This is a genomic window from Mycobacterium sp. SM3041 (assembly GCF_039668335.1).
Taxonomy (GTDB): domain Bacteria; phylum Actinomycetota; class Actinomycetes; order Mycobacteriales; family Mycobacteriaceae; genus Mycobacterium.
The window spans coordinates 106,074-118,076 of record NZ_JAYXBQ010000072.1 but is presented as its reverse complement, the minus strand read 5'-3'; the positions used below and the strand labels follow the sequence as shown (position 1 = coordinate 118,076).

Genomic DNA, 12,003 nt, shown 5'->3' with positions numbered 1-12,003 from the left:
CGCACACGTCATCTGTAGTTTTTCCTAAACGCGCGAGCTCAGCAGCGCGGACAACGGCCGGAAGGGCTGCAGCCAGGCGCCCTGTTCAGGCAGCGAATCCAGGCCGATTCGCGGCAGCGGCTCCCGGAAGACACCAGGGATGTCTTCCAGGTCGACGAAGTCCAAGGTATCCGACGCTAACGCCCAACTGGCATGTTCGCGAAATCCGACCACGGTCGCGGGAGTGCCGTCGTGGGCGATGTCCTCGAGCGGTTGGCGGAACGCCTGGCCGTCGGCCGAGGCCACATAAATGCCGGCCAGACCCTCGCTGCGGCGCAGCGCGATGTGGGCCAGCATGTCGCTGTCGACGTCGCTGTCCTCGTCGGTCTTCGGTTTGGCGAACACCGCGAAACCGACGTTCCGCAGGGCCTCCACCCAGGGGCGTACGACGTCGGCGCTACCGGGCGCGATGTTCGTGAAGACGGTCGCCTCGGGCTCCAGGGACACCGGCGGCTGGTCCGGCCGCCGGCCGTTCGCGATCTCGTTGGTGCGGGCCAGCAGCCAGCGGCCCAGCGCGTCGAAGCGGGGCCGGTGGGCGGCGGTCGGCCGGCCGCCGAGGATCGACCCGAGGCCCATGTCGAGGTTCGGTGCGTCCCAGACCAGCAGCACCCGGTGCGGCCGGGGTCCCGGCGGCGGGGTGGGCGGGTAGGGCTTCACCTGTGGAATGGCCTCGGTGATCGTCACTCGGGCTTCTCCCAGATGAGTTCGGTGATGGGGCTGCCCATCCGCATGCCGCGCGCCTCATATTTGGTCGTGGGGCGCCGCACCGAGATCGGCAGGTCGGCATCGGCCGACGTGCGCTTCAGCGTCGGCTCGGCGTCGCCGACTTCGGCGATCTGCACGGCGTAGTCGGCGTGGTCGGTCGCCGCGTGCAGGATGCCGCCGGGCTTGAGGCGGCTGGAGATCAGCGCCACCGTCTCGGCCTGCAGGAGTCGACGCTTGTGGTGGCGGGCCTTGGGCCAGGGATCCGGGAAGAACACGCGCACGGCGGTCAGGGTGCCCGGCGCGATCATGTGTTCCAGCACATCGACGCCGTCGCCGCGGACGAATCTCACATTCGTCAGGCCGGCCCGGTCCACGCCGCCGAGCAGCTGCGCCAGGCCTTTGCGGTAGACCTCGACCGCGATGACGTCGAGGTGTGGTTCCTCCTGCGCCATGGCCAGGGTCGAGATGCCCGTGCCGCTGCCGATCTCCAACACGACCGGTGCGGTGCGGCCGAACCAGGCTGCGGTGTCGATGAGGCTCGCCGCGGTGCCATCTTCGGAGCGGGCGACTTTGCCCAGCTCAGGCCAGCGCCGGTCCCACGTGCTCTGCTGTCCGGTGGACAGGGTCGACCGGCGGGACCGGAAGCTGGTCACGCGGCGATGCTGGTGGGTGGGTGCGGCGGTGGTTTCGGTGGCCGGTTCGTTTTCGGCCGCCGAGGCGCCGGCCGACGAGGCAGCGTCGTCCTCGCGCTGGGCATACATTCGTCCATCGTCTCTCATCCGGCTGTGAGAGCCCGCATCGTGGTGCAGATTGATACCCAACAGTTGCCTGGAAAACGGCGTCGGCTGGACCCGCGCCGAGGTGCGACGATGGCATACGGGGGTAGGTGGTGTCAGGGGATCTTTGGCAGCGGTTCACCGCGGAGCTGCAGCGGTTGACGGACGACGTGCCGGGCCTGGCGCATGTCGTCGCGGGCCCCGAACCGGACGACGCCGCCGGCCGGTACCGGTCGATGTGTGCAGTGCTGAGTGAAATCGCCTGGGCGGCAAACGAATTGGATGACGATCGGGTGCACCGGTGGTTGGCCTCCGATGCGATGGCGGCCCTGCGTACGGCCGCGGCGACGGCAGCGCTGACGGCCGACGGCCTGGTTGTGGAGGCCGCCATGGACCCCGACGCCCAGCTGCGGCGGGCGCTGCACTGGCGCCGTCACGGCCGTCGCACCACCACCGACCTGCACCGACGCTGCGCCGCGGACCTCACGCGCGGGTCATTGCGGCTGCTCGCACGTGCGGGAGTGCGACGGGTGACGTCTCGACTGGAACTTCAGCGCATCCGGCTGGAGCTGCTTCGCGAGTCCCGCCGGCAGTACGGCGACCTGCACGCCGAACTGCTCGCTCGGGTGCCGTCCCGGAGGGTCGCGACCGGGAGTTTCGAAGCCGGCGTCCGCGAGCGGCTGGTGGAGCTGGCTGCGCGGATTCGCGACGAGACCACGTTCGCGCTCGGCGCTCCCAAGGCCGACGGCCGGTGGCCGACACCCGGCATCCCGGGGCCGGTGCTGGCCCAGCGCCCGGACGAGGTGTGGTTGGGCCTCGTGCTGGGCGCGGGTTTCGGTCTGGGCGCGGCATTGGGGCTGGCCAGGGTGGCGACCGGGCTGGCGGGCGTGCCCGACGGCATCGGCGGCGGCGTGGGGCTGGTGCTCGGTCTCGCACTGACGGCGGCGGTCATCGCGGGCCGCGCCCGGCTGCATCGGCGGGCGGTGCTGGACCGGTGGGTCGGGACGGCTGTCGCGGCGGCACGGCAGGCGAGTGAAGAGGAACTGGCGTACCGGTTACTGGAGGCGCAGGCGGTGATGGCGTCCGCACATCACAAAACGAAAAATTGACCGCTTTACGAATTGTGCCCACCGCGCCCGTCACGCTACTGACGGGTAACTGCCTGTCGGTGCCCTCAAACGCGTTACCTGCGGGTTCGGGACCCGTGATTGGGCTTTCTGAATCGTTCTTGTGAGAGATCGGACAGCAGCCCGATTGTCCACTTGTATGTCACTCACGTTAACCTCTAAAGAGGTATAGCTGCGATTTGCGAGCAGGAGAATTTGATGACCTCAGCGACCATTCCCGGTCTCGACGCCGCACCGACCAATCACGCCGGGCTACTCGCCTGGGTTCGTGAAGTTGCGGAGCTGACTCAGCCCGACCGGGTGATGTTCGCCGACGGCTCGGCCGAGGAGTACGACCGCCTCGCCGCTCAGCTCGTCGAGGCCGGCACCTTCCAGAAGCTGAACCCGGAGAAGCAGCCGAATTCCTATCTCGCACTGTCGGATCCGTCTGACGTTGCTCGCGTCGAGTCGCGGACCTTCATCTGCTCGCAGCGCGAAGAGGACGCCGGGCCCACCAACAACTGGATGGATCCGGCCGAGATGCGCGGCATCATGACGGACCTCTACCGCGGCTGCATGCGCGGCCGCACCATGTGGGTCGTGCCCTTCTGCATGGGCCCGCTGGACGCCGAGGATCCCAAGCTCGGCGTCGAGATCACCGACTCGGAGTACGTCGTCGTCTCGATGCGCACCATGACGCGCATGGGTGCCAAGGCGCTGGCCAAGCTCGGCGACGACGGCTTCTTCGTCAAGGCGCTGCACTCGCTCGGTGCACCGCTGGAGCCCGGCCAGAAGGACGTGCCGTGGCCGTGCAATGACACCAAGTACATCACCCACTTCCCCGAGACCCGCGAGATCTGGAGCTACGGCTCGGGCTACGGCGGCAACGCGCTGCTGGGAAAGAAGTGCTACTCGCTGCGTATCGCCTCGGCCATGGCCCACGACGAGGGCTGGCTCGCCGAGCACATGCTGATCCTCAAGCTCATCTCGCCGGAGAACAAGGCGTACTACATTGCCGCGGCGTTCCCGTCGGCCTGCGGCAAGACCAACCTCGCGATGCTGCAGCCCACCATTCCGGGCTGGCGCGCCGAGACCGTCGGCGACGACATCGCCTGGATGCGTTTCGGCAAGGACGGCCGGCTGTACGCCGTCAACCCCGAGTTCGGCTTCTTCGGCGTCGCGCCGGGCACCAACTGGTCGTCGAACCCGAACGCCATGAAGACCATCGCCGCCGGCAACACCGTCTTCACCAACGTCGCCAAGACCGACGACGGTGACGTCTGGTGGGAAGGCCTCGAGGGCGAGCCGGAGCACCTCATCGACTGGAAGGGCCAGGACTGGATCCTGCGGGAAACGGAGACCAAGGCGGCGCACCCGAACTCGCGCTACTGCACCCCGATCTCGCAGTGCCCGTCGGTCGCCCCCGAGTGGGACGACCCGCAGGGTGTGCCGATCTCGGCGATCCTGTTCGGCGGCCGCCGCAAGACGACGGTGCCGCTGATCACGCAGGCCCGCGACTGGCAGCACGGCGTCTTCATCGGCGCCACCCTGGGCTCCGAGCAGACCGCCGCCGCCGAGGGCAAGGTCGGCACCGTGCGCCGCGACCCGATGGCCATGCTGCCGTTCCTCGGCTACCACGTCGGTGACTACTTCCAGCACTGGATCAACATCGGCAAGAACGCTGACGAGTCCAAGATGCCGAAGATCTTCTTCGTCAACTGGTTCCGCCGCGGCGACGACGGCCGCTTCCTGTGGCCGGGCTTCGGTGAGAACAGCCGCGTGCTGAAGTGGGCCATCGAGCGCATCGAGCACCAGGCCGAGGGCAAGAGCACCCCGATCGGCATCGTGCCGACCGCCGCTGACCTGGACCTGGAGGGTCTGGACGTGTCGGCCGCCGACGTCGACGAGGCGCTGGCCGTGCGTGTCGACGAGTGGCAGAACGAGCTGCCGCTGATCGAAGAGTGGTTCGAGTTCGTCGGCGAGAAGCTGCCGACCGGCATCAAGGACGAGTTCGACGCCCTCAAGCACCGCTTGGCTGAAGAGGCCTGACGCTCTCTCGTACAAACACACGACCCCCGGTCTCCCAGGAGATCGGGGGTCGTGGGTTTTGGGTGACCCACCGCGAATGTGCGTCCAGATCGCCGATCGGGTGGCGGGGACGCGCTACGTGCACACTCGCGGCGTGACAGGCGAATATCTGCCTGCGACGCGACGGCTTTCCCGCGCGTCCGCGAGGTCGAATCCGGTCCGGGGCGCAGCAGCGAAGTACCTAGCGTCAATCATGGCCTGCAGAACTGCCGGTGATTGAAGCCAAGTACTTTCTCCGGGCGCTAGCGGTCCCTGAGTTCAATCGACACCGGCAATGGCGGTCACGATTGAAGCCACGTACTTTGCCTCGGGGTCCGGCACTGACGCCGGTCTCGAAGGCAACCAGGGGTCCGGGCGGGGTCGATGACTGTCAGGTTCGGCGTGGTGAATGGCTCGTTGAGGGCTCGACGGCTTCCCGCCGCAAATGATCTTGATTAGCCACACAATCAAGTTAGGGTAACCGAACTCAAAACATCCAGCCCGCTGACCAGCAAATTCAGCGCCGCAGGCCGAAGCAATTCGTAGCAACGCTAAGTTGCTGGAACGGTTTTGGGCGGCTAGCGTCAGCGGCGTGACCAGCACCCGATCCGCCGGCCCGACCACGCGTCGGCCGCTTGCGCGATCCCTGCTGCTGGCCACTGCGTTCGTTCTCCCGGCGGTGGCGCTGCGTCTCGCGGGCGTCCACCCGAACCCCGTCGTCTCGCTGTTGGCATTCGGCGCGGCTGTCGTCGCCGCAAGCTTCGTGCTGGCCTGGGCGGCCGAAGCAGCGCAGGTCGACGTGTCCGGTGGCCTCGCCATCGCCGTTCTGGCCCTGATCGCGGTGCTGCCCGAATACGCCGTCGACCTCTACTACGCCTACGTCGCCGGCCACAACGCCGAGTACGTGCAATACGCCGCCGCCAACATGACCGGCTCCAACCGGCTGCTCATGGGTATCGGCTGGCCGGTCGTGGTGATCGTCGGTCTGTACGTCGCGCAGCGGATGTCGGCCGGCAAGAGCAGCAAACCGATGTTGTCGCTGGAACCCGGCAACCGCGTCGAGCTGGGCTTCCTGCTCATCGCCGGACTCGTCGCGTTCATCATCCCGACGACCGGCCGCATCCACCTGGTGCTCGGCGTGGCACTGCTGGCCTGGTTCGGCTTCTACCTCTACAAACTGACGCGCGGGGAGCCGGAGGAGCCCGAGCTCGTCGGTACTGCCGCGGCCATCGGCGCGCTGCCCGACCGGGCTCGCCGCATCACCGTCGTGACGTTGTTCGCGGTATCGGGTGCGGTCATCCTGATGTGTGCGGAGCCGTTCGCGAACAGCCTGGTCGACGCGGGCACCGAGCTGGGTGTCGACCGCTTCCTGCTGGTGCAGTGGCTCGCGCCGCTGGCCTCGGAGGCCCCGGAGTTCATCATCGCGACCATCTTCGCCGCGCGAGGGAAGAGCACCGCGGCCATCGCGACCCTCATCTCATCCAAGGTCAATCAGTGGACGCTGCTGATGGGCTCGCTGCCCATCGCCTACCTGGCCGGCGGTGGCGGCACCGAGCTGGTTCTCGACGGCCGGCAGGTCGAGGAGGTGCTGCTGACGGCCACCCAGACCATGATGGGCGTCGCGCTGATCCTGTCGCTGCGGTTCCACCGGGCGACGGCGTGGCTGCTGCTGGCGCTGTTCGTGGTGCAGTTCCCGATCACCTCGACCACCGGCCGCCTGGTGCTGTGCGGCGTCTACGGCGCGCTGACGGTGGTGGGCCTGATCATCAACCGTCGTCACATCGTCGCGACGCTGCGGGCGCCGTTCAGCGCCGGCGACAACGATGTCGACGGGGTGCGGTTCGACGGCCGGGAGCTGTCGATCGTCGGTCGCTGACCGCGGTGACGAGCGGCGCGAACCGGCGAGTCCAGGATGAGGTCCGCGGCGCGCGCAGCCATCGCCATGGCAGGCGCATTTGTGTTGCCGGACAACATGATCGGCATGATCGACAGGTCGGCAACCCGTAGACCGTCGATGCCGCGGACCCGCAACTGGTCATCGACGATGTCGTCGTCGTCCGGTCCCATGCCGCAGGTGCCGATCGCGTGGAAACCCGTCAGCCCCTCCGTCATCGCGGCGTGCAGGAGTTCGTCATCGGATTGGGTGTCGGGGCCGGGCGTCAGCTCCGTGGCGATGAGGTCGGCAATGGGCGACTGCTGGAACACCTCGCGCATGGCGCGCAGGACCCCGATGGCGGCGGTCCGGTCGTGGGCGGTGGCCAGATAGTTGGGGTCGATCATCAAAGGGTCGTCGGGGTCGGGTGAGCTGATCCAGACGCTGCCCTCCGACGTCGGGCGCAGAATCTCGCCCATACAGGACACGCCGGGCAGACGCTCGACGGTACCGCCGGCGCCGGCCAGTGTCAGCGCGGTGACGAGCATCTGACCGTCGACGCGGGGCTGGTCGGGGGCGGTCTTGAAGAACGCGAGCACGTCGCCGGTCGGTGCGGCCAGTGGTCCCCGGCCGGTGGCGGCGTATCTGACGGTGGACCGGACCTTGCCGCACGTCGTCGACAGGTGCCGGTTGTGCCCGATGTTCCGATTGAGTCGGTAGGTGTTCACCAGCGTCCGGTGGTCGCGCATGCGCCGCCCGACGTTCGAGCGTTCCAGGTAGCACGGCACGCCGGCGGCCGCGAGTACCTCGGTGGGCCCGATTCCGGAGAGCTGCAACAGTTTTGGTGATCCGAGCGCGCCCAGGGTGAGGATCACTTCGCGATTCGCCCGCACCACCGTCGTGAGTCCGTCCATCCGGAGCCTCACCCCCGTGGCGCGGCCGCGGGTGAACTCCAGTCGCTCTGCCGTGGCGCCGGTGAGCACCTGCAGGTTGGGGCGGGCGCGCACCGGGTCCAGGAATGCGGTGGCGGCGCTGACCCGTCTGCCGTTGTGGATGGTCGCGGGCGAGAGTCCGATGCGTGGCTCGTCTGTTTCGTTCAGGTCGCAGAGGGGCCGCAGGCCCAGGCGGGTACCGGCGGCAATCGTCGTCAGCGCGAGCGGGTCGGGGTCGCGGACGACGCTGATCGCCAGTTCGCCGCCGAACCCGCGCGTGGACGACTGACCGATGGTGTTGTGTTCGAAGCTTCGGTACGCGGCGAGGATGTGGTCCCAGCCCCAGCCGGGATTGCCCAGCTGTTCGAGCTCGTCGAAGTCGGCTTTCTGGCCGCGGTTGTAGACCATGCCGTTGACCGAGCTGGACCCGCCGAGGACCTTGCCGCGTGGCCACAGTTCGGTGGTGCCATGCGGGCCGAGGGGAATGGTCTGGTGCTGCCAGATGTACCGCGGGTCGCCGAACAAGCGGCTGCCGAGTTTGGGGACGCGAAGGTAGGGGCTACGCGCACGGCCGCCGGCCTCGATGAGGAGTACCCGGTTGCGGGGATCGGCGGACAGGCGATTGGCCAGCACGCACCCCGCCGTCCCGGCGCCCACCACAAGGTAATCGAATGTGGTCATCGCGACCTCCGGTCGGCGTCCTCAAAACTTTGCCAAAACGACAGTCGCAAGCTCACGACATCGACAGATAGTCGCATAGATCTGCGAAATATGTCGATTAGATCTGCTTCTGGCGATTAGCTGAGAGTTTGCCAAAATTGCGGGAATTGCAGAATATCGGCCATCTGCCGAGCGTTGCCGACCGGCGTCAGGTGGTTGTCGACGCAGCAGAATTCGGCGCACCTACCTTCTTGACAGGTGTCAAGTCACCTGTCGTAGAGTGCCGTCATGCAGATTCGCCAGCACGTGGGCAGCGGGAAACCGGCCGTGATCTTGCACCCGTCCGGCACGGTGGTGACGTTCGACGAGTTGGAGGCCCGGGCCAACCGGCTCGCGCATCACTTCCGGGCCAACGGGCTCGTCGAGGGTGACGTCGTTGCCATCCTGATGGAGAACAACGAGCACATGCATGCGGCGATGTGGGGCGCGCGGCGCAGTGGCCTGTACTACGTGCCGATCAACATTCACCTGACGCCCGCTGAAGCCGCCTACATCATCGAGAACAGTGGCGCCGCCGCGGTGATCGGCTCGGCGGCTCTCAGTGACACGTGTGCCGGCTTGGCCGAGCACCTGAAGGGTGGGCTGCCCAAGCTGCTCATGATCGCCGACGGTGAGCTGCCAGGTTGGGATCGCTACCCGGAATGCGTTGCAGCCTATCCCGATACGCCGATCGATGACGAGATCGAAGGCGACCTGCTGCAGTACTCGTCGGGCACGACGGGGCGCCCGAAGGGCATCAAGCGCGAGCTGACGCATCTGCCGCCGGCCGAGGTGCCCGGGCTCATGAAGATGCTGATGAGCTTCTGGCTCCCCAAGGATGCCGTCTACCTGAGCCCGGCGCCGCTGTACCACACCGCGCCCTCTGTGTGGTCGATGCAGATTCAGGCCGAGGGCGTCACCACGGTCGTGATGGAGAAGTTCGACGCCGAGGGCTGTCTGGACGCCATCGCGCGCTACGGCATCACGCACGGCCAGTTCGTGCCCGTGATGTTCACCCGGATGCTGAAACTGCCGCAGTCCGTGCGGGATTCGTACGACCTGTCGTCGCTCAAGCGCGTCATGCACGCCGCCGCCCCGTGCCCGGTGGAGATCAAGAAGCAGATGATCGACTGGTGGGGCCCGATCGTCGACGAGTACTACGCGTCGTCCGAGGCCATCGGCTCCACGCTGATCACGGCCGAGGACTGGCTGACCCACCCCGGGTCGGTCGGCAAGCCCATGCTGGGCGTCCTGCACATCCTCGACGAGGACGGCAACGAGCAGCCGCAGGGCGTACCGGGCGAAATCTATTTCGAGGGCGGGAACACCTTCGAGTACCTGGACGATGCCGAAAAGACCGCGGCTTCAAGGGATGCGCACGGCTGGGCGACCGTCGGCGACATCGGCTACCTCGACGAGGACGGCTACCTCTACCTCACCGACCGCCGGCATCACATGATCATCAGCGGCGGTGTGAACATCTACCCGCAGGAAGCGGAGAACGTCCTCGTCACGCATCCCAAGGTGATGGACGCCGCGGTGTTCGGTATTCCGGATGCCGAGATGGGCCAGAGCGTGAAAGCGGTTGTGCAGACCGTGGATCCGGCCGACGGTACCGAGGAGTTCGGCGCGGAGCTGCTGACCTGGTTGCGGGACCGGCTGACGCACTACAAGTGCCCGCGGTCCATCTCGTTCGAAGCACAATTACCGCGGACCGACACGGGCAAGCTGTACAAGCAATCGCTGATCGAGAAGTACTCTGTGTGACGTGCCCACTGGTGGACCGTTTTTCGAGGACCTCAGCATAGGTCAGGTCTTCGACTGGGCGCCCGGCATGACGCTCACCGACGGTGCGGCGGCGGTACACCAGGCCATCGTCGGTGACCGGATGCGGCTGCCGTTGGACGCCGCTCTGGCTGCCGCGGTCACCGGATCACCGCGGGCGCTGGCGCACCCCGCGCTGGTGTGCGACATCGCGATCGGTCAGTCGACCCTGGTGACACGACGGGTCAAGGCGAATCTGTTCTACCGCGGGCTGCGGTTCCACCGCTTCCCGCACATCGGCGACACCATCACCACCCGCACTGAAGTCGTTGGGCTCAAACAGAATTCAGCCAAGCCAGGCCGGCCGCGTACGGGGTTGGCCGCACTGCGCATGATCACGATCGACCAGGACGGCCGCACGGTGCTCGATTTCCACCGGTGCGCCATGCTGCCGCTGCGCGACGACGCCGACGACACCGGCCACGCCGACGACCTCAGCACCATCGGCAGTGCCACGCCCGGGCTCCCGGACCCGACTTCGGAGTGGAATGCCGACGCGTGGCGCTCGGGGGCGCCCGGCGAGAATTTCGATCCGGAGCTCGCCGGCCAGGTGTTCACCAGCACGGCCGACGTCGTCAGCAGCGCCCCGGAACTGGCCCGCCTGACCCTCAACGTCGCTGCCACGCATCATGATTCGCGCGTGGCCGGCACTCGGCTGGTGTACGGCGGGCACACCATCGGCCTGGCGCTGGCCCAGGCCACCCGGCTCCTGCCGAACATCGTCACCGTCCTGGGCTGGGAGTCCTGCGACCACACCGGCCCCGTGCACGAGGGCGACACTCTCTACAGCGAGTTGCACGTCGAGGCCGCGCACGAGACGCCGGGCCGCGGCGGGACACTCGATCTGCGGTCCGTGGTGTTCGCGGTCGACGCCGACGGACCCGACCGGCAGGTGCTGGACTGGCGGTTCAGCGTCCTGCAGTTCTGAGCATTGTCAGAATGGCGGCGTGAGCGCGTTGCGGTTGTCCGATCTGGGCAGTGACCCGGAGTCGGTGCTGCGGCTGGTCCGGTTTTTCGACGATCTCGATGCCTCGGGTGTCGATGGGGTGCTGGAGGCGGCGCAGGTCGTCGCCGGGTGTCCCGTCCACGTGCGGTGGGACGGCTCGGCACCAGAAGTCTGGCTGGAGCGCGACGCCCCGGCGCACCCGTTGGACGGCGTCCTGCTCGACCGGGTGCGGCACACGCTGGGTGACATCGGCGCGCGGGTGCCGCCCAGCTTCGGTGACCCGGCGCTGGTCGAGGTGGTGCTGTCGAGCCGGGAGCGCCCCGAGGACCGGGCGCGGGCGATCAGGCTGCTCGGGCTCGACGAGTCCCGCGAGGTCAGGGTGCTGGCGGTGTCGGCACAGTCGTCGCCGGAAGCCTTGCGAGTCATCACGTCGGCCCTGACCGCGGTGTCGGTGCGGACCGCGGACCTGGGCACCGCGACGGCGGTGGTGTGCCAGGGCCGGACCAACACGCGTGCGCTGTCCGACGAGCTGGACCAGGCGATCGTCACGGCGTTCCCCGCGCCGTTACCGGTCGGCGCCGACCGGGGGCCGTGGGTCGGACTCGGGGCGGCCGGCGGCGTGTTCGCGGCGCCGACCTCGTGGTCTCAGGCGCTGCGGGCGCTGCGCTTCGCGTCGTCGACCGGTTTCGGGCGGCGTGCCGTCGCCTACGAGCGGTTGAGCGCGCTCGAGCTGCTGGCCGAGCTGCCGCCCGAGGCTACGCGCGGCAGTCACGCGCTGGCCCGCATCAACGAGATCGCAGCGACGCCCACCGGCCGGCTGCAGGTCGAGACGGCCGAGGCATTCTGCGTGTTCGGTTCGCTGCGGCGGACGGCCGAGGAACTGCACGTGCACCACAGCACCGTGGCCGCGCGGCTGGCGCACATCGAATCCCAGCTGGGGTGGGATATGGACGATCCGCTGGACCGGTTCTCGGCGACCCTCGTGCTGATGATCCGGCGGATCGCGCTGTCGTCGGCGGAGCTGACGGACTGAATG

9 protein-coding genes are annotated in these 12,003 nt (G+C 67.9%); 6 read left to right on the top strand and 3 right to left on the bottom strand.

Annotation, left to right across the window (positions count from 1 at the left end):
• Positions 1 to 24: 24 nt before the first annotated feature.
• Both VXD91_RS22955 and trmB read right to left on the bottom strand, forming a co-directional pair.
• Positions 25 to 705: an NYN domain-containing protein gene (locus tag VXD91_RS22955; protein WP_244872895.1), complete on the bottom strand. Its 681-nt coding sequence runs from the start codon at positions 703 to 705 to the stop codon at positions 25 to 27.
• A 14-nt stretch (positions 706 to 719) separates the two neighbouring features.
• Entirely contained in the window at positions 720 to 1,505 is a 786-nt protein-coding gene (gene trmB / locus VXD91_RS22950; RefSeq protein WP_318984808.1) for a tRNA (guanosine(46)-N7)-methyltransferase TrmB, read from the bottom strand.
• Positions 1,506 to 1,633: 128 nt separating this feature from the next.
• On the opposite strand from trmB, the gene VXD91_RS22945 reads away from it, so the two are divergent.
• The 3 genes from VXD91_RS22945 to VXD91_RS22935 all read left to right on the top strand — a co-directional run bounded on the left by VXD91_RS22945 (position 1,634) and on the right by VXD91_RS22935 (position 6,569).
• Positions 1,634 to 2,629: a hypothetical protein gene (locus VXD91_RS22945; RefSeq protein WP_346416530.1), complete on the top strand. Its 996-nt coding sequence runs from the start codon at positions 1,634 to 1,636 to the stop codon at positions 2,627 to 2,629.
• A gap of 216 nt (positions 2,630 to 2,845) precedes the next feature.
• Complete coding sequence (locus VXD91_RS22940) at positions 2,846 to 4,675, top strand: phosphoenolpyruvate carboxykinase (GTP) (protein ID WP_212807940.1); 1,830 nt, start codon at positions 2,846 to 2,848, stop codon at positions 4,673 to 4,675.
• Positions 4,676 to 5,285: 610 nt separating this feature from the next.
• Complete coding sequence (locus VXD91_RS22935; RefSeq protein ID WP_346416529.1) at positions 5,286 to 6,569, top strand: sodium:proton exchanger; 1,284 nt, start codon at positions 5,286 to 5,288, stop codon at positions 6,567 to 6,569.
• Here VXD91_RS22935 and VXD91_RS22930 read toward each other — a convergent pair.
• The gene (locus VXD91_RS22930) at positions 6,470 to 8,179 is read right to left on the bottom strand and encodes a GMC family oxidoreductase N-terminal domain-containing protein (protein WP_346416528.1); all 1,710 of its coding nucleotides are present in this window, start codon (positions 8,177 to 8,179) and stop codon (positions 6,470 to 6,472) included. The genes VXD91_RS22935 and VXD91_RS22930 overlap by 100 nt on opposite strands.
• A gap of 267 nt (positions 8,180 to 8,446) precedes the next feature.
• Between VXD91_RS22930 and fadD4 the strand changes: the two genes are divergently transcribed.
• Genes fadD4 through VXD91_RS22915 form a run of 3 tightly spaced genes read left to right on the top strand, consistent with a single transcriptional unit; the run spans position 8,447 to position 12,000 of the window.
• On the top strand, positions 8,447 to 9,964 hold the full coding sequence (gene fadD4 / locus VXD91_RS22925; RefSeq protein ID WP_318984803.1) for a fatty-acid--CoA ligase FadD4: 1,518 nt from the start codon (positions 8,447 to 8,449) through the stop codon (positions 9,962 to 9,964).
• Between the two features lies 1 nt (position 9,965).
• Entirely contained in the window at positions 9,966 to 10,949 is a 984-nt protein-coding gene (locus VXD91_RS22920) for a MaoC family dehydratase (protein WP_346416527.1), read from the top strand.
• Between the two features lie 19 nt (positions 10,950 to 10,968).
• Positions 10,969 to 12,000, top strand: coding sequence for a helix-turn-helix domain-containing protein (locus tag VXD91_RS22915; protein WP_346416526.1), 1,032 nt, complete (start codon positions 10,969 to 10,971; stop codon positions 11,998 to 12,000).
• Positions 12,001 to 12,003 lie beyond the last annotated feature (3 nt).